This window comes from Kineosporia sp. A_224 (assembly GCF_002198655.1).
Classification (GTDB): Bacteria; Actinomycetota; Actinomycetes; order Actinomycetales; family Kineosporiaceae; genus R-H-3.
The window spans coordinates 16,830-33,095 of record NZ_MWLN01000208.1 but is presented as its reverse complement, the minus strand read 5'-3'; the positions used below and the strand labels follow the sequence as shown (position 1 = coordinate 33,095).

At 74.4% G+C, this 16,266-nt stretch carries 18 protein-coding genes; 4 read left to right on the top strand and 14 right to left on the bottom strand.

The window, feature by feature from the left end; all coding sequences use genetic code 11:
* The first annotated feature begins 18 nt into the window (after positions 1–18).
* Positions 19–1,110, top strand: coding sequence for an NADH:ubiquinone reductase (Na(+)-transporting) subunit F (locus tag EDJALFJO_RS26075; RefSeq protein WP_088289242.1), 1,092 nt, complete (start codon positions 19–21; stop codon positions 1,108–1,110).
* 5 nt (positions 1,111–1,115) lie between these two features.
* Here EDJALFJO_RS26075 and EDJALFJO_RS26070 read toward each other — a convergent pair whose 3' ends face one another.
* The 3 genes from EDJALFJO_RS26070 to EDJALFJO_RS26060 are packed head-to-tail and all read right to left on the bottom strand — an operon-like array spanning position 1,116 to position 2,677.
* Positions 1,116–1,901, bottom strand: a complete 786-nt coding sequence (locus tag EDJALFJO_RS26070) for a hypothetical protein (RefSeq protein ID WP_088289241.1) — start codon at positions 1,899–1,901, stop codon at positions 1,116–1,118.
* Between the two features lie 38 nt (positions 1,902–1,939).
* Positions 1,940–2,482 (bottom strand): hypothetical protein, encoded by a 543-nt coding sequence (locus EDJALFJO_RS26065; RefSeq protein WP_088289240.1) that lies wholly within the window; start codon positions 2,480–2,482, stop codon positions 1,940–1,942.
* 12 nt (positions 2,483–2,494) lie between these two features.
* On the bottom strand, positions 2,495–2,677 hold the full coding sequence (locus tag EDJALFJO_RS26060; RefSeq protein ID WP_088289239.1) for a hypothetical protein: 183 nt from the start codon (positions 2,675–2,677) through the stop codon (positions 2,495–2,497).
* A 140-nt stretch (positions 2,678–2,817) separates the two neighbouring features.
* Between EDJALFJO_RS26060 and EDJALFJO_RS26055 the strand changes: the two genes are divergently transcribed.
* Positions 2,818–3,291, top strand: coding sequence for an HIT family protein (locus EDJALFJO_RS26055; RefSeq protein WP_198950654.1), 474 nt, complete (start codon positions 2,818–2,820; stop codon positions 3,289–3,291).
* 4 nt (positions 3,292–3,295) lie between these two features.
* On the opposite strand, the gene EDJALFJO_RS26050 is transcribed toward EDJALFJO_RS26055, so the two are convergent.
* The 8 genes from EDJALFJO_RS26050 to EDJALFJO_RS26015 all read right to left on the bottom strand — a co-directional run bounded on the left by EDJALFJO_RS26050 (position 3,296) and on the right by EDJALFJO_RS26015 (position 11,563).
* Positions 3,296–3,976 (bottom strand): RNA ligase family protein, encoded by a 681-nt coding sequence (locus EDJALFJO_RS26050; RefSeq protein ID WP_088289274.1) that lies wholly within the window; start codon positions 3,974–3,976, stop codon positions 3,296–3,298.
* Complete coding sequence (locus tag EDJALFJO_RS26045; protein WP_088289238.1) at positions 3,973–5,268, bottom strand: AAA family ATPase; 1,296 nt, start codon at positions 5,266–5,268, stop codon at positions 3,973–3,975. The genes EDJALFJO_RS26050 and EDJALFJO_RS26045 overlap by 4 nt, the downstream gene beginning before the upstream one ends.
* A 214-nt stretch (positions 5,269–5,482) precedes the next feature.
* A complete protein-coding gene (locus tag EDJALFJO_RS26040) occupies positions 5,483–6,406 on the bottom strand; it encodes a catechol 2,3-dioxygenase (protein WP_198950653.1) in 924 nt (307 codons plus the stop codon).
* Positions 6,407–6,461: 55 nt separating this feature from the next.
* Positions 6,462–6,788: a 2Fe-2S iron-sulfur cluster-binding protein gene (locus EDJALFJO_RS26035; RefSeq protein ID WP_088289273.1), complete on the bottom strand. Its 327-nt coding sequence runs from the start codon at positions 6,786–6,788 to the stop codon at positions 6,462–6,464.
* 174 nt (positions 6,789–6,962) lie between these two features.
* Positions 6,963–8,444: a cryptochrome/photolyase family protein gene (locus EDJALFJO_RS26030; RefSeq protein ID WP_088289236.1), complete on the bottom strand. Its 1,482-nt coding sequence runs from the start codon at positions 8,442–8,444 to the stop codon at positions 6,963–6,965.
* Between the two features lie 88 nt (positions 8,445–8,532).
* A complete protein-coding gene (locus EDJALFJO_RS26025) occupies positions 8,533–9,552 on the bottom strand; it encodes a 1-aminocyclopropane-1-carboxylate deaminase (RefSeq protein ID WP_088289235.1) in 1,020 nt (339 codons plus the stop codon).
* A gap of 59 nt (positions 9,553–9,611) precedes the next feature.
* Positions 9,612–10,520 carry a hypothetical protein gene (locus EDJALFJO_RS26020; protein WP_088289272.1) on the bottom strand — a complete coding sequence of 303 codons (909 nt, stop codon included), beginning with the start codon at positions 10,518–10,520 and terminating at the stop codon, positions 9,612–9,614.
* Between the two features lie 5 nt (positions 10,521–10,525).
* Complete coding sequence (locus EDJALFJO_RS26015) at positions 10,526–11,563, bottom strand: SPFH domain-containing protein (protein WP_088289234.1); 1,038 nt, start codon at positions 11,561–11,563, stop codon at positions 10,526–10,528.
* A 93-nt stretch (positions 11,564–11,656) separates the two neighbouring features.
* Between EDJALFJO_RS26015 and EDJALFJO_RS26010 the strand changes: the two genes are divergently transcribed.
* Positions 11,657–12,361, top strand: a complete 705-nt coding sequence (locus tag EDJALFJO_RS26010; RefSeq protein WP_233150039.1) for an NUDIX domain-containing protein — start codon at positions 11,657–11,659, stop codon at positions 12,359–12,361.
* A 6-nt stretch (positions 12,362–12,367) separates the two neighbouring features.
* On the opposite strand, the gene EDJALFJO_RS26005 is transcribed toward EDJALFJO_RS26010, so the two are convergent.
* The 3 genes from EDJALFJO_RS26005 to EDJALFJO_RS25995 are packed head-to-tail and all read right to left on the bottom strand — an operon-like array spanning position 12,368 to position 15,440.
* Positions 12,368–13,162, bottom strand: a complete 795-nt coding sequence (locus tag EDJALFJO_RS26005; RefSeq protein WP_198950651.1) for a DUF1345 domain-containing protein — start codon at positions 13,160–13,162, stop codon at positions 12,368–12,370.
* 23 nt (positions 13,163–13,185) lie between these two features.
* Positions 13,186–14,598: an MFS transporter gene (locus tag EDJALFJO_RS26000; protein ID WP_198950650.1), complete on the bottom strand. Its 1,413-nt coding sequence runs from the start codon at positions 14,596–14,598 to the stop codon at positions 13,186–13,188.
* A gap of 53 nt (positions 14,599–14,651) precedes the next feature.
* The gene (locus EDJALFJO_RS25995) at positions 14,652–15,440 is read right to left on the bottom strand and encodes a maleylpyruvate isomerase family mycothiol-dependent enzyme (protein WP_198950649.1); all 789 of its coding nucleotides are present in this window, start codon (positions 15,438–15,440) and stop codon (positions 14,652–14,654) included.
* A 91-nt stretch (positions 15,441–15,531) separates the two neighbouring features.
* Here EDJALFJO_RS25995 and EDJALFJO_RS25990 point away from each other — a divergent pair, with 91 nt between their 5' ends.
* Complete coding sequence (locus tag EDJALFJO_RS25990; RefSeq protein ID WP_143448792.1) at positions 15,532–16,263, top strand: HAD-IA family hydrolase; 732 nt, start codon at positions 15,532–15,534, stop codon at positions 16,261–16,263.
* Positions 16,264–16,266 lie beyond the last annotated feature (3 nt).

The window sequence follows — 16,266 nt, the reverse complement described above, 5'->3', positions numbered from 1 at the left end:
AACCCGAGGAGGAGCCCCGTGGTCGACAGCCACATGGTCACCGTCGAGCCGCTCGGCGTCGAGGTCGCCTGCCGCGAGGACCAGACGATCCTCGACGCCTGCCTGCGCGCCGGGGTCTGGGTGCCGCACTCGTGCACCCACGGCACCTGCGGCACGTGCAAGGCCGAGCTCGTCGACGGCGACGTCGACCACGGGGACTCCTCCTCCTTCGCACTCATGGACTTCGAGCGCGAGGAGAAGCTGCTCATGTGCTGCGCGAGGCCGCGCGGCCCGGTCGTCGTCGAGGCCGACATGGACGCCGACGAGGAGACCCCGTCGCACGCCGTCGACGACTACACCGGCACGGTGACGCTCGTCGAGGACATCGCCCTCGACACCCGCCGGGTCGTCGTCGAGCTCGACCGCGAGATCGCGTTCGACGCCGGCCAGTACATGGCGTGGCAGCTCCCGCCCGCGCTCGTCGGCGGCCGGGAGGGCGTCACCCGGACGTACTCGATGGCGAACCCGCCGTCGTCCGGGAGGACGCTGGAGTTCCACGTCCGTCGGACCCCGGGCGGGGCGTGCAGCGACGGCTGGGTGTTCGCCGGGCTCGCCGCGGGCGACGTCGTCCGGCTCACCGGCCCGTACGGGCGGTTCGTCGTGCGGATGTCGCGGCCGGACCGCGCGGTGCTCGTCGCGGGCGGCACGGGGCTGGCCCCGATCGCCTCGATGATCAAGCGGGTGCTCCTCGACGGACCGTCCGAGCACGGCGAGGGGCCGGCCCACCTGAGTCTCTACCAGGGTGCGCGGACCCGGGAGGCGCTCTACGACGTCGCGCTCTTCACCGACCTCGCCGCGCGCTTCCCCGACCGGTTCACCTACCGTCCGTGCCTGTCCGAGGAGGAGGCCGAGGGCTACGCGGCGGGGATGGTCACCGACGTCCTGGCCGCCGACCACGAGACGTTGCACGGCCACGTCGCGTACGTCTGCGGGCCGCCGGCGATGGTGGACGCCGCGATGCGCACGCTGATGTCCAAGCAGCTCTTCCCCCGGGACATGTACCGCGAGGAGTTCCTCGACGAGAGCAACCGGGCTGCCGGGACGGTGCGGTCGCCGCTCATCAAGCGCTGAGCCGGTCAGGCGCCGTCCGTCACGACGGTGCAACCGCAGAACCGGGCGGCTGACGTGGCGACGTCCCGCAGGTGGGCGAGGTCGTCCGCGGCGGACGGCGTCGCGGCGGTCCACCGCGGGCGGTCCGCGGCGAAGAGCCCTTCGAGGAAGCGTGCGACGTCGCGGCCGAGCGGGCTCTCGTCGAGGTCGTGGACCCAGGTGGCCTCCCGGTAGAGGTAGCCGACGGGGCCGTCCGGGCCGTCGAACCTCAGGTGCGGTACCGGTCGCGGGCTGACGAGCTGGGAGCGGTGGACGGCGACCTGCAGCGGCGTGAGCAGCGTCGCCGGGTCGACCTCCTGCACCTCGTGGGGAACGAGGCCGAGGGCGAGGAGCGTGCAGTACGCGCGGCAGGCGTCGGCGTCGCCCGGCGGAGGACCGACGCGTTCGGCGAGGGTCGCGGCGACCCGGTCGGTCACGCCGTCGCGCTCCGCCGGGTCGAGCGTGTCGAGCGCTGCCCGGGCCTGCGCCGTCGCGTCGTCCACCGGCATCGCCCGCCGGACGACGACCGGCCCGTAGGGCCAGCCGTGCCGCGCGCCCCGGTGCCTGTCCTGGAGGGCGACGAGCGCGACCGCGCGGACCTCGACGAGCATCCGCCGGGCCGCGTGGCTGCGCACGACCGGGGCGTCGTCGTCGAGCAGCGGCAGCAGGTGTGCGTCGTCGCCGAGGTACTCGGCCCACCGGTCGACGCCCCAGACCCGTTCAGCGGCGGAGGGCGCGGTGAGCAGGCCGGCGTAGAAGACGCTCAGGTCCATGTCGGTCCTCTCGTGTCCGTTCGCGGAGGTCGGTCCGCTCAGGCACCCGCGCGGTACAGCCGCCGGGTGATCGGGGTGTCGCGGCCGGCGGCTTTCCGGTACCGCTGCTCCCAGTCGGTGCCGACGCCGTGGGCGAGCACGTCACGCAGCGCGGAAGAACCGCTCGTGAGCGTGGCCGCGGCGAGCCGGACCAGCACGGCGTCGTCCTGCGCCGCCGCGGCGGCCCACTGCGCCGCCCCGGCCCGGTCCGCCGACGCGACGAGGGCGAGCGCGGCCAGGCTGAGGTCGGTGTACTCCTCCTCGGCGAGGCCGACGAGGTTGCGGTCCGGGCGGTCGGGAAGGGCGGTGCGGACGCCGTGCAGGTCGGCCGCGTCGCCGTCACCGGCGAGGAGCACCCGGTCGCCGTGCCAGGAGCCGGCGTGCGGGAGCCCGTCCAGGGCGGTCCCGCGGGCCGTCAGCAGGAGCACCGCCTGCGCCGGCGGCCCGGTGACGACACCCGCGAACCGGTCGGACCGCATCAGGAGGACGGGATCGAGGAACTCCCGGCGGTCGGGGTTGACGACGAGACAGGTCGTGCCCATGTGCGCTCCCGGTCAGAGTCCGGCGATCCGGTCGGCGGCGAGCCGGGCGACCGGGACCGCCGGGACGGCGACGTCGCCCTCTGCGCGGGCGCAGGGCCACACCCCGCCGCAGACGGTGCAGAAGCCATGATCGCAGGAGTGCCGGTAGACGGTCCGGTAGCTGGTCCGGGCGACAGGCTGGACGACGGTGTACATGGCTGCCTCCTCGGTACCCGGCGGGAGGGTTCCCGTCCGTGCATCGATCGTCGGCCGGGCGGAGGGGTCGCCGCGTCGGGGATCCCCCGCTCGCCCGGGGGACCTGTTGGGGGATCCGGCGCGGCGCGCAGACTGGGCGTGTGACCTTCGACCTCGACGCATACGTGGAGCGCTCGCGCAACGGGCCGTGCTTCGTCTGCGCGTTCCTCGACGGCACACCGGGGTACGAGCACAGGATGGTCTTCGAGGACGACGACACCGTCGCGTTCCTCTCGCGGTTCCCGACCCTGCGCGGCTACTGCGTCGTCGCCCCGAGGCGGCACGTCGAGGGCGTCGTCGAGGACCTCGACCTGCCCGAGTACCTGCACCTGCAGGAGGTCGTGCACCGGGTCGGCCGGGCCGTGTCGCACGCGGTCCCGACCGAGCGGCTCTACGTGCTCAGCCTCGGCAGCCAGGACGGCAACGCGCACGTGCACTGGCACGTCGCGCCGCTGCCGCCGGGTGTCCCCTACGAGCGTCAGCAGTTCCACGCGCTCATGGCCGAGAACGGTCTGCTCGACGTGACCGACGCCGAGCAGGCGGTGCTCGCCGCCGAGATCCGCCGGGAGGTCTGAACCGTCAGAGTCCGGGAGCCTCAGCAGAGGTTGCCGGGGCCCGGAGCCCGTTGACGCGCATCTCCTGATCGAGCCAGTGCTCGTCCGTCTGGACGTGTGCGGGCCGGACGTACTTGGCGACGTGCGCGGTGAAGGCCGCTGCGTCGAACCCGGCTGCCGTCCGGACGACGTAGCCCTCACTGACCCGGCCGGACGTCGCCGCGCGCCAGGTCGAGGTCAGCGCGTCCGGGCCGGGCCAGGGCCCGCGGTGCAGCACCGGGACGACGACGAGGTCGAGCAGGTGCGCCCACTCGACGGTCTCGTCCCAGGAGAGGCACCGGTCGCCGTCCCAGATGTTGAAGACCTGGAAGTGGTCCGCGAGGCCGGTGTACTCGACCGAGTGCACGGCGTAGACGTTCTCGCCGCACACGCGCATGGTCGGCGGCAGCAGGTGCCCGATCCGGCCCGCCACCGAGCGTACGTAGGTCCGGGACGGGTGCGGTCCGGAGTCGAGCGAGCGCGCGTGCGACCAGCCGCCCGGGCCGATCGTCGTGCACTCGCCGTCGAGCTTCTCCGTGACGACGACCTCGGCGGACTCCACAGCGGCCAGGGTCCGGATGCCGACGTCGTCGGCGTCCCGGCCGGGGCTCCAGGGCAGGTGCGGCGTCCGCGGGTACTTGACCCGGCCACCTGCCGGGCCGGTCACGACCGACCGCCTGACCACGGCCCGGGGTCCTGCGGGCCGCCGCCGGCCGAACGGACGGCGGCGTCGACCGGCAGCCAGCGGGTCTGGTCGCCGTACCGCCACCAGCGGCCGTCCGGCTCGACGACGGTCAGGCTCCCGTACTCGTCCGGCGTCGGGAAGCGCAGTCCCTCGAGCATCAGCCGCACCGCGCCGGCGGGCACCTCGTCCGCCGGCGGCCGGGTCGCCTGCCGGGCAAGGGACAGCTCGAGCCGCGGCCGTAGCAGGACGGCGTGAACGTCGGCGTTGTAGCGGGTCGCCAGCCGGAGCAGCCGGTCCCGGGAAAGGCGCGTCGCATGCGTCGCGTCGACGCAGACCGGCGTCCCGGCGCCGAGCAGTCCCGGGATCGCGGCCCGGACGGCGGCCGCGGCGTCGGCGCGGTCCTTGCGGCGGGCGCCGCGTGCGCTGAGCACGGTGCCGCCGGTCTGTCGCGCCCAGACCTGCCGGGCCCACGTGCTCTTGCCCGCCCCGGGCAGACCGATCGTGTACGTGAGCGCCGGACGGGACGCGCGCTCGGCCGCGGCCACGTCCGATGCGGCGTGACCTGCCGTCATCACCTCGCCCGCCGTGACCCGGCGGAACACCTGACGCCGGACTCCCGGGTCGAGAGCGGCGACGTCGACCGCCGCTGACAGCACGCCCCACGCATCACCGCTGCCCGCTCCGGCCTCCTCGACCGCCAGGACGGCGTAGTCGACCTGGTCGCGCAGCCGTGCGGCGTCGTCCGCGACCCGGCCGCGGGCGTCGGCGTCCCACACCGCGGTGAGCACCGCGGGATCGACGAGGTGGCTGCTGCGCAGCCAGGCGCCGGGCGGGACGTCGTCCGGCCCCCACACCCACATGTGCTGCCGGACCGCGGCGTGGACCGCCGGCCAGACCCCTAGCGGCAGGTCGGTCAGTGCCGGGTCGGTCGCGAAGAGCGTGTTCACCACCTGTGCCCCGACGTCCTCGTGGCCCCGGCTGGCGAACCGGCCGGGCGTCACCTCCACCGTCGTCGCCGGCTTGCCGACGTCGTGCAGGAGCGTCGCGAGCCGGGCGATGCGCGAGCCCCAGGGCCCGACGCCGAGCGGGTCCTGCGCGAGCCGGCCCTCGAGCACGGTGAGCGCCAGCGCGGTGTGCGCGGCGACGTCGCCCTCGCCGTGGAAGGCCGCTGTCTGTTGGCAGCCGGCCAGGTCGGAGAGCACGCGCTCCCGTGCGCCGGCGAGGTCCCCGGCGCTGGGGACCCTTCCGGCCAGGGTGTCGGCGAACGTGCTCATGGTCGACCACGATGGATCATCGACGGGACGCCGGTCGACCCAATTGGCCGCGGTGCAGCCGGACGCAGGCCGTCAGTGCCCGAGAACGCTCGGGTGGGTCACGTCGGTCTCGGTGGGTCGACGTGCGAGGGCCCGGACCACCGGGTGGGTGGTCCGGGCCCTCGTCCCGTTGCGGGACAGCAGGTTCAGCGCCCCGAGGGGGAGGTCACGACCGTCACGTGTAGACGGATGTGAACGACTCCTTGAGCTCGCGAGCGTGGTAGAAGATGCCCTTCGCGAGCTGGTCCGCCGTCCAGATGATCGTCGGGCGGTCCCGGTACGACGTGTAGCCGCCGGCGAAGGTCTCGTTGCGGTTGCCGGCCGGGTCGAAGAAGTAGATCGTCTCGCCGCGGGTGATGCCGTGGCGGGTGGGGCCGACGTCGATCGGGACGTCGTCCATCGAGAACAGGTCCGCCGCGTGGAGGATGTCGTTCCAGTCGCGCATCTGGAAGGCGAAGTGGTGCAGCTTGCCGTTCTCGCCGCGCAGGAGCGCGATGTCGTGCACCTTCTGGCTCGCCGACAGCCAGTACGCGATCGTCTGGTGCTCGTCGGAGAGGTCGGTCTGCGCCCGCTCTGTCGTGTAGAAGTCCGTGACCTCCATGAAGAAGCGGGCCGCGGTGTCGATGTCCTCGCCCATGAGCAGCGCGTGGTCGAGCATCGGGGCGCCGACGCCGACGAGGTGCCGCGGGAACGCATCGGGGTTGTGCGTCCCGACCTCGAGGCCGACCTCGGTCATCGAGTGGTAGAACTCGAACGTGTGGTCGATGCACGGCAGGTGCACCCGGACGCCGTCGCTCACCTCACGGTTGTCGCCCGCGCTCATCCGGGTCACGGTGCAGTCGCCGAACTGCTGCGCGCGCTTCTCGATGCCGTCGAGGGCGTCCGCGCCCCAGACCTTGAAGCCGAACTTCACGGCCCCGACGCCGCCCTCCTCGAGGACGACCGAGTGGTGGTCCCACTCGTCCCAGCCCTTGAAGTAGAGCTTCCCGTCCTCCTCGAGGGTCGGGTACAGGCCGAGCGTGTTCGCGTAGTGGTCCTTGGCGCGGGCCAGGTCGGTGACCCTGGCGTGGACGTAGCCCATTCTCAGGACGTCGGACATCCGAGCTCCTTCGGTCGGTGCGTGCGTACGTGCGGTGGCGTTGCGGCTGGACCCTTCACTTCCGCGCGAGCGCGGCGAGGAAGGGGGCGACGCAGCGGAGCTTGAACTCCGGCCGCGGCGCGATGACCGTGTCCTCCTGGGGCACGGCGCGACAGATGAGGCAGATCCCGGACGTGCGTTCCTCGGGGGTGAGGACGGTCTCGGCCACGGTCTCGGCGTACGTCACCGACCCCTGCGTGACCTCGACCTTGCAGACGCCGCAGCCGCCCCGAAGACAGCCCGTCCGCGCCGCGTAACCGGCGCGGTGCAGCCCGCCGAGGATCGTCTCCCCGGGCTTGAGCAGCACCTCGACGTCGCTGTCCGCGACGGTGAGCCGTGGCATCGTCACCTCCACCCCTTCGTGTCCGGACGACGTCAGCATCACCTGCCGGCGGCGTCCTCGTGAGGGCCAGAGTGCGTTCCCGTGCGGCCGGACCCCCGTCACATTCCTTCCTGCGGAACGTGGATGGCGACCAAGGGTCGAAGGTCCCGGGAGGCCGCGCCCGAGCGGGTGACGTCAGGGGGCGCGGGTGCCCCGGTCCCGCTCCTGAGCGACGACGGCGTCGAGGTCGGCGAGCCGTTCGAGGCCCTTGAGGGGCTGCGCCATCCGGTGGTTGCCGGCGAGCCGGTCGCGGGTGCGGTCGAGGAAGGCCCAGTACCCGGCGGTGTACGGGCAGGCGTCCGGCCCGAGACGCTTCTTGGGGTTGTACCGGCAGCCGCGGCAGAAGTCGCTCATCCGGTCGACGTACGCCCCGCCGGACGCGTACGGCTTCGTCGCCATGACGCCGCCGTCGGCGTGCTGGGACATCCCCACGACGTTGGGCACCATGACCCAGTCGTAGCCGTCGACGAAGCAGCGGTGGAACCAGTCGGTGAGCGCCGCGGGGTCGACGCCCCGCTGGAGCGCCCAGTTGCCGAGCACCATGAGCCGCGGGATGTGGTGCACCCAGCCGTGGTCCCGGACGCCGGCCAGCGCCGTCGACAGGCAGCGCGCCTCGACGGCGTCGGCGTCGAGCTCCGCGAACCACTGCGGCAGCGGCTCGCCGGCCGCCAACGCGTTGCGGTCGCGGTAGTCGGGCGGCTGGTGCCAGTAGAGGTGCCAGACGTAGTCCCGCCAGCCGATCACCTGGCGGACGAAGCCCTCCACGGACTGCAGCGACGCCTCGCCCGCGCGGTACGCCTGCTCGGCCCGTGCGACGACCTCGAGCGGGTCGAGCAGCCCGAGGTTCATCGGGGCCGACAGCAACGAGTGCGCCATCCAGGGGTCGTCGGCGAGCATCGCGTCCTCGTGCGGCCCGAACGCGTCGAGCCGGTGGGTCACGAAGTGGTCGAGCGCGGCGAGCGCCTCGGCCCGCGTCGCGGCGAACCGGCGCGGGCCGTCCCGGCCGACGAACGTCACGTCGCCGTCCCGCTCCCAGCGGTCGAGGTCCTCGCGGACCTGCGCGGCGACGTCGTCCTCGACGGGCCACCACGGGCCCGGGACGGCGAGCCCGCCGCCGCGGGGCGGGGGCTCGCGGTTGTCGGCGTCGAAGTTCCACCGGCCGCCCGCGGGCTCGTCGCCGTCCATGAGGACGCCGAGGCGACGACGAGCGTCGCGGTAGAAGTCCTCCAGGAGCAGCCGGCGGGCGCCGCGGCCGTCGGCCCAGCGGGCGAAGTCCGGCATCGGCGTCGCGAACCCGCGCGCCGGCAGCACCTCGACGTCGCCGCGGCCGCGGGCGAACCGCAGGGCGGCGTGCGAGGTGGGGTGCGCGACCGACTTCGGTGCGCGGACGCCGTCCAGCGCCTCGGCGTACGTCCCGACCTGTGCGTAGATGCACCGGTCGCCGAGCTCGGCCGCCCGGTGCCGCATCGCCGAGAGCACGAGGTGCGCCTTCGCCCGGTGGAAGCGCCTGCGGGCGAACACCCGGCGCGACTCCACGAGGAGCACGGGTGCGTCGTCGCCGAGGTCGTCGGTGAAGTGCGGGCCGAGCTGGTCACCGAACAGCCACCGGACGCTCACGGCGCCCAGTCAACCCCAGGACGCACGACGCCGCCCGCCGGAGGACCCGGGGGCGCCGTCGGGCGTGCGGCTGCGCCGGCGACCGGCCTCAGCGGAACAGCGCGCTGTACCCGTTGAGCGCGGGCTGCCCGCCCAGGTGTGCGAAGAGGACCGTCGAGTCGGCACCGATCTCCTTGCGCGCCACCAGGTCGACGAGCCCGGCCATGCTCTTCCCCTCGTACACGGGGTCGGTGATCATGCCCTCGGTGCGGGCGGCCAGGCGCATCGCGTCGAGGGTCTGGTCGTCCGGGATGCCGTAGATGCCGGCGTGGTAGCGCTCGTCGAGCTCGACGTCGTCGAGGGTCAGCTCGCGCTGCACGTCGAGGAGCTTCGCGGTGCCCTGCGCGATGCGCAGCACCTGGTCGCGGGTCTCGACCGGCTTGGCCGAGCCGTCGACGCCGAGGACGCGGCGCTTCCGGCCGCCGGCCTCCTCGAGCGCGGCGAACCCGGCGACCATCCCGGCCTGGGTGCTGCCGGTCACCGAGCACACGACGACGGTGTCGAAGAAGACCCCGAGCTGCTGCTCCTGCTCGGCCACCTCGTACGCCCAGCCGGCGAAGCCGAGACCGCCGAGGGGGTGGTCGCTCGCGCCGGCGGGGATGGCGTACGGCTTGCCACCGGCGGCGGCGATGTCGGCGAGCGCCTGCTCCCACGACTCCTTGAACCCGATGCCGAACTCGGCCTGGACGAGCCGGACGTCAGCCCCCATGAGGCGGGACAGCAGGATGTTGCCGACCCGGTCGTAGACGGCGTCGGGCCAGTCGACCCACGACTCCTGGACGAGCACGCACTTCATCCCGAGCCGGGCGGCGGTGGCCGCGACGGCGCGGGTGTGGTTCGACTGCACGCCGCCGATCGAGACGAGCGTGTCGCAGCCCTGTGCGAGTGCCTCGGCCGCCAGGTACTCCAGCTTGCGCACCTTGTTGCCGCCGAAGGCCAGCCCCGAGTTGCAGTCCTCGCGCTTGGCCCAGACCTGGGCGCCGCCGAGGTGCGCGGTGAGGCGCTCGAGGGGGTGCACCGGCGACGGGCCGAAGAGCAGCGGGGTGCGGGGGTGGTCGGACAGGGCCATGGGGACTCCTCGCAGGCGACGGCTTGTCAGGACATACTGCCGTGCGTCGGGGCGCCGCGTCAGCGCCCCCCGGCGCCGACGACGTGCCGCAGCACCCTGGGTGACCGGTGCAGCCGGACGGTCTGCCCCCAGACCGGGACGAGTCGGTCGGCCTCGAGCCCGTCGCCGAAGACGACGAGGGACTCGCTCTCGACGACGACCTCGAGCGCGTCGTCCGGGCCGAGCAGGCCCTCGGTGAGCGTGGTCCGGGTCGTCGGCGACGGCCAGGCCTCCCGGACGAACCAGGCGAGCTGCGGGGCGTCGGGGCCGGGCAGGGCGAGCGGGCTGCTGCGCTCCGCCGCGAGCGAGCGGCACCAGCCGGTCGCGCCGGTCCCGGTCCCGACGACGACGCCGGACGACGACTGCCGCTCCGCGACGGGGCCGCCGGCCCGGACGACGTACCGGGCGCTCTGGTGCGTCGGGTGCCCGAGGTAGAGCTCGTTGAGGGCGTCGAGGTGCTGGCCGTCGTCCGCCGTCGCCCGCACCATCGTCAGGGGCCTGCACCGCGCCCGGCCGTCCGCGGCGGCCGTGAGCAACGGCCCGACCGCGTCGGCCGGGTGCGGGACGAGGACGCCCGGGTGCTGCCCCGGCTCCGGGTCGACCCCGACGACGGGCTGGCCGTCGAGGTACTTCGCGGCGTTGGCGACGAGACCGTCCTGCCCGACGGCGACGACGACGTCCTGCGGCTCGAAGGCGAACCGGTCGAGGTCGGCCCGCTCGGCGGACGCCGTCCGCCAGCCCTGCGGGACGGCCGCGGCGACCCGGCGGCGGGCCAGCACGAGGGCGTCGTGCCGGGCCTGCACCTCGCCGAGCCCGCGGCCTCGGCCGCGCAGGAAGAACTCGACCTGGCCGCGGGTGCCGTGCCGGTCGACGAGCTCGTCGAGCTCGGAGCGCCGGTGGACGACGACGACGCGAGGGGCGAGGGGCACGACCGTCACCGGCCCCGGTCGGCGGCGGTGTCGGACGACGGGCCGGCGGGGACCGCGGCGAGCCGGGCGAGGGCGCCCGTGAGCACGTCGGGGCTGAGGGTCAGCGACCCGATCTCCGGCAGCGAGCCGGCGAGCTCGCGCAGCGCGACGGCCAGGAGCACGCCCTGCCCGGCGCCGGCGTAGGCGGCCATCCGGGCCTGCTCGGCGTCCGCCTCGGCCGCGCCGACCGCGCGCAGCCCGTCGGCACGGGCCTGCGAGGCGAGCCGGTCGGCGTCCGCGCGGGCCTGGGCCTCGATCCGTGCCGCGGCCGCGGCCTCGGTGGCCCGGCGCTGCGCGTTCGTGCCCTCCTGCGCGACGAGCTGCTCCTCCTGGGTCGCCAGCGTGATCCGCGACTGAAGCTCGTTCTCGCTGATCGTGCGCTCCCGCTCGACCGCCTGGGCCCGGCGCTCGTACGTCGCGCGGTCGGCCTCCTGCTGCACCAGCTCGCGGGCCGGGGTCTGCAGCGCCCGCTCGACGTCCGGCTCGGGCCGGACGCCGACGACCCGGACGCCGACCGTCGCGATCCCGGTGTCGCGCAGCCGCTCGTCGGCGGCGAGGCCGGCACCGACCCGCTCCCGGACCGCGGCAACGCCGCCGGTCATCGCCTCGGCGAGCGGCATCGAGGCGAGCAGGTCGAGGGCGTGCTGCTGCGCGAGCTGGGTGAGCAGGGTCGAGACCTGGTCGAGCGGGTCGCTGCGCCAGGTGCCCAGGTCGGTCTCGATACCGAAGTCGAGCCGGGTCGCGACGAGCTCCGGGTCGGCGAAGCGGTAGCTCACGCTCGCGAGCACGGTGACGTCCTGGAAGTCGGCGGTCCGGGCGTGGAAGAGCAGCGGGAGCTCGCGGTCGTCGACCGGGACCTCGCTCACGGTCGAGGTCAGCGGCCGGAACCAGAACGCGAGGCCCTGGCCGCTGTGGACGACCCTGCCGCGGCGGCGGTGGACCACGTGGCTCGTCGCCGGGACGCTGAGGTGGCGCAGGAACGGGATGCGGGTGATGTCTGCCATCGATCTCTCCTTATCGTCACATCGACGATAATCACGTCTCCTGTTATCGTCAAGGTGACGACAAGAGGGATGCCCCAAGCCAAGGAGGACGGCGTGGACTACGACCCGGGCGACTACCCGCCGTTCGCGGTGACGGTCGACCTCGTCGTTCTGACGATCCGGGACGACGCGCTCCAGGTGCTCGTCGTCCGCCGCGGCGAGCAGCCGTACGAGGGCCGTCTCGCGCTGCCGGGCGGCTTCGTCCGGCCGCGGGAGGGGCTGGGCGACGCCGCTCGGCGCGAGCTCGTCGAGGAGACCGGGATCGGTCACGTGCCGGGGCATCTCGAGCAGCTGGGCAGCTACGGCGAACCGGACCGGGACCCGCGGATGCGCGTCGTCAGCGTCGCCTACCTGGGCCTCGCCGCGGACCTGCCGCTGCCCGTCGCCGGTGGGGACGCCCGGCACGCGCACTGGTCACCTGTCGACGGGCTGACGGCACCCGGCGGGCCGCTCGCCTTCGACCACGCGACGATCCTGCGGGACGGCGTCGAGCGGGCCCGGGCGAAGCTCGAGTACACGACGCTCGCGACGTCGTTCTGCGCCGGCGAGTTCACGATCGCCGACCTGCGCCGGGTCTACGACGTCGTGTGGGGCACCGGTCTCGACCCGCGCAACTTCCACCGCAAGTGCACGGGCGCACCGGGTTTCGTCGAGCCGACCGGCCGGACGACGTCCGCGGCCGGGGGCCGACCGGCCCAGCTGTTCCGCGCCGGTCCGGCGACGTCGCTCACCCCGCCGATCCTGCGACCGGAGCGCTGACGCGCCTCACCCCAGGGCGTTGACCGCCCGGGCGATGACGAGCGCCCCGACGGCGAGCGACACGGTCGACTGGATCGTCATCGCCAGCTTCGACCAGCGCGAGAAGGGCAGCGTGTCGGTCGGGCTGAACGCCGTCGCGTTCGTGAACGCGACGTACAGGTAGTCCGCGATGTACGGCTCCCAGTCGGGGTCGGCGACGTCGGAGTTCGTCATCTCGGGGAAGAGGAAGTCCGGGTGCCGCCGCTCGGCGCGGGCCCGGGCACGCGGGCCACCGCGGTCGAGCTCCCAGTACCAGAGCCCGAAGACGAGGATGTTCGTCAGCCAGATCGTGCCGCCGTCGAGCAGCACCTCCTGCGCCGAGAGCTTCGGCGAGCCGCTGACGATCGCCGCGATGAGGGCGACCGCGGAGATGGCGTTGGCGAGGCTCGCGACGCCGAGCAGGGCGAGTGTGACGAAGCGCAGCCGGGGTGAGGCGTGCCTGATGTCGCGCGGGTTGGCGACCACGACGACGACCCCGAGCAGCACCTGCAGCGCGGGGAGGAGAAAGTGCCCGTAGCTCTGCAGCGACCCCGGCATCGCGACCTGCGCGGACAGCAGCGGCGGCAGCCTCAGCTGGAGCGCGATCATCACGCCGACGGCGATGATCGCCTGCCAGCGCGGTTCGCCCGCCGTCTCTCGGAGCCAGGCCGGTACGGTGCCACGACCGCCGGCCCGCATCCGCGCGTGCATGGCGGCGTGGACGGCGGCCTCGACGGCCGGGTCCATCGACGGTTCGGGTGCGGGGGCGTCAGGCGTGGTCACGCGACCATCGTGCCGCGTCCGGCTCAGGACGCGGGGCCTGAGCCGTTACGGGGCAGGGCGACCGCGCTGACGACGGCACCGGCCGCGAGCAGCGCGGCGCACAGCAGCAGCCCGGTCCGGAACGCCGGCAGCAGCAGCGCCGGGTCGCGGTAGGCGTCCCCGGTGAGCCCGACGACGAGCGGCAGCGCCGCGACGGTGAGCAGCCCGCCGGCCCGCGCGACGGCGTTGTTGATCCCGCTCGCGACACCGGCGTACCGGTCCGGGGCGGCCGCGAGGACCGTCGTCGTCAACGGCGCCACCGTGACCGCCATCCCGAGCCCGAAGACGGCGATCGGCGGGACGACGTCCCGCAGGTACTGCGCGTCGGCGCCGAGCCGGCTCGTCAGCGCCGCCCCGGCCGCCGCGACGAGCGGCCCGACGACCATCGGCAGCCGCGGCCCGGTGCGGGCGACGAGCCCGCCCATCCGGGGCGAGAGCACGAGCATGATGAGCGTGACCGGCAGCAGCGCCGCGCCGGCGGCGAGCGGCGAGAACCCGGCGACGACCTGCAGGGTGAGCACGAGCAGGAAGAACATGCCGCCGAGGCCCGCGTAGACGAGGAACGTCGTCGCGTTCGTCGCGCTGAAGGCCCGCCCGGAGAACAGCGACATCGGCACCATCGGGTGGTCGACCCGGCGTTCGACGACGACGAAGGCCGCCCCGGCCGCCAGGCCGGCGAGCCCCGCGACGAGGACTGCGCCGCCCGCGCCGCGCTCCGGCCAGGTGACCAGGGCCCAGCTGACGAGGCCGAGGGCCGCCGCCGCCAGGGCCGCACCGGCGACGTCGAGGCCGTGCCACGGGCCGTCGTCCGCGTCCTCGCCCGGGTCGCGGCCAGGACCGTCGTGCGCACCGACGGCACCGCGGCTCTCCGGCACGTGCCGCAGCGTCACGACCACCACGGCGAGCGCCACCGGGACGTTGACGAGGAACGCCCATCGCCACGAGAACGCCGAGATGAGCCAGCCGCCGACGAACGGCCCCGCGGCGCCGAAGATGCCCATGAGTCCGGACCAGGCACCGATCGCCCGGCCGCGGTCGGACGGCGCGAACGCCGCCGAGATGATCGCGAGGCTGCCCGGGGTGAGGAGCGCGCCGCCGACGCCCTGGAGCATCCGGGCGGCGACGAGCGTCCACACCGACGGCGCCAGCCCGCAGAGCAGGCTGGCCGCCGCGAACCACACCGTGCCGACGACGAACACCCGGCGCCGGCCGAGCCGGTCGCCGAGCGAGCCGCCGAGCAGGATGAGCGCGGACAGCGTGAGCAGGTACCCGTTCGCGGTCCACTGCAGCCCGGCGACGTCGGCGTCGAGGTCGGCGCCGATGCTCGGGAGCGCGACGTTGACGACCGTGCTGTCGAGCATCGCCATGCCCGAGCCGAGGATCGTCGCGAGGAGCACCCAGCGGCCGGCCGCCGACCCGTAGCGCAGGTCCGTGCCCGCGCCGGTGCCGGTCAGTAGCCCGGGAAGACGCGGCGCAGGGTGTCCAGGTCGACCGACCCGGTCGTCTCCACCCCTGCGGGGGTGTGCTCGGGGCGCAGCCGGCCGGTGAGCAGCCGCAGCCAGGCCTCAGCGGGCAGGGTCAGCGTCGCGTCGGCGTCGTCCGGGGCGTCGACGAGGGCGACGCCGTCCGTGATCGCGAGCCCGAACGTGCGGTCCGGGCCGGTCGTCGTGACCCGCACGGTCGCCGTCCGGCCCTCGAGCGCGGCGGGCTTGCCGATCCAGCCGAGGAGCATCCCGATGTGGTCGAGCAGCGGCTCCACCGCCTCGGCGCGCACGGTCGCGGCCGGGTCGAAGGTGGCGCGGACGTCCCACGAGTGGAGGGCGAACTCGCTGAGCCGGAAGTTGCCGGCCGTGCGGACGTCGATCGGCGCCGGCAGGAAGCCCAGGTCGATCCGCAGGTCGGTGCGGGTCGCGTCGTCCAGGTCCTCGTAGCGCTTGACGAGCGCGGCGTTCGCGGCGTCGAAGCCGACCTGACGGGCGGCCGGGGACATGGCGTCCCAGCGCGCCCAGACGCCCTGGTTGAAGTCCGCGACGGTGGGCCGGCCCTCGAGCGCCGACTCGAGCGCCTCGAGCCCGATGACGGCACCGCTGCCGAGGTGGCTCACGACCTGGGAGACGTCCCACTCGGTCGCGACGGACTGCCGCGTGAGGTCCTCCGGGGACAGCGCGGCGACGAACGGGGCGAGGTCGTCGTGGCCGGTGCGGAGGGCTTGGATCGTGGCGTCGGCGGGCGAGGGCACTCGTGGCTCCTGTGGGTGGACGGCGGTGGGGACGTTCCCGAGAGCCGAACGTACCCGCGCCGGGCCGCGTTCACGACCGTACGGTCGTCCCGTGAGCGGACCCGACCCCGACGCGCCCGCCCGCGGGCTGCTCCTCGACATCGGCGGCGTCGTGCTCGCGGCCGGTCCGGTGCTCGTCAACGGACTGGCGGAGCGGGAGGAGCGGCTGGCCCGGCTCCTCGCACCGCTCGGCGGTGTCGCCGGGCCCGGGGACGACCTGTGGCACCGGATGCTCGTCCGCGAGGTGAGCGAGCGGGACTACTGGGCGGTGCGCGGTGCCGAGATCGTCGACGCCCTCGGGATCGACGACGACGGCCGGCCGACCCGGGCCCTCATGCAGGCGCTCTACACCGGGCCGTCGGCCGGCTGGCTGCGGGCGCAGACGATCGACCTCATGCGCGAGGTCCGGGCCGCCGGGCTCGGGCTCGCCGCGCTGACGAACGACATGGCCGACTTCCACGGCCGGGAATGGGTCGCCGAGCAGGAGTGGGTGGCGCTGTTCGACAGCGTCGTCGACGGCTCCTTGACCGGTGTGCTCAAGCCGGACCCGCGTGCCTACGGCTTCGCGGTCGAGGCGATGGGCCTGCGGCCCGAGGAGATCGTGTACCTCGACGACATGCCGTGGAACGTCGAGGGCGGTCTCGTCGCCGGGCTGCGCGCCGTCCGCATGCCGCACGGCGACCCGACGGCTGTGCTGGCCGACGTCCGGGCGCTGCTCGGGCTGCCCGGCCCGGCGGTCCGGGCGGACGGCGGAACGCCGGACCCGCTCGACGTCCCGGCGTGAGAG

Bases quoted from the DNA above. Each gene is read 5' to 3' on its own strand.
- EDJALFJO_RS26025 (WP_088289235.1), bottom strand. From the start codon at position 9,552: ATGGCCCTGTCCGACCACCCCCGCACCCCGCTGCTCTTCGGCCCGTCG.
- EDJALFJO_RS26065 (WP_088289240.1), bottom strand. From the start codon at position 2,482: ATGGGCACGACCTGTCTCGTCGTCAACCCCGACCGCCGGGAGTTCCTC.
- EDJALFJO_RS26045 (WP_088289238.1), bottom strand. From the start codon at position 5,268: ATGAGCACGTTCGCCGACACCCTGGCCGGAAGGGTCCCCAGCGCCGGG.
- EDJALFJO_RS26015 (WP_088289234.1), bottom strand. From the start codon at position 11,563: ATGGCAGACATCACCCGCATCCCGTTCCTGCGCCACCTCAGCGTCCCG.
- EDJALFJO_RS26070 (WP_088289241.1), bottom strand. From the start codon at position 1,901: ATGGACCTGAGCGTCTTCTACGCCGGCCTGCTCACCGCGCCCTCCGCC.
- EDJALFJO_RS26060 (WP_088289239.1), bottom strand. From the start codon at position 2,677: ATGTACACCGTCGTCCAGCCTGTCGCCCGGACCAGCTACCGGACCGTC.
- EDJALFJO_RS26035 (WP_088289273.1), bottom strand. From the start codon at position 6,788: ATGCCACGGCTCACCGTCGCGGACAGCGACGTCGAGGTGCTGCTCAAG.
- EDJALFJO_RS26040 (WP_198950653.1), bottom strand. From the start codon at position 6,406: ATGTCCGACGTCCTGAGAATGGGCTACGTCCACGCCAGGGTCACCGAC.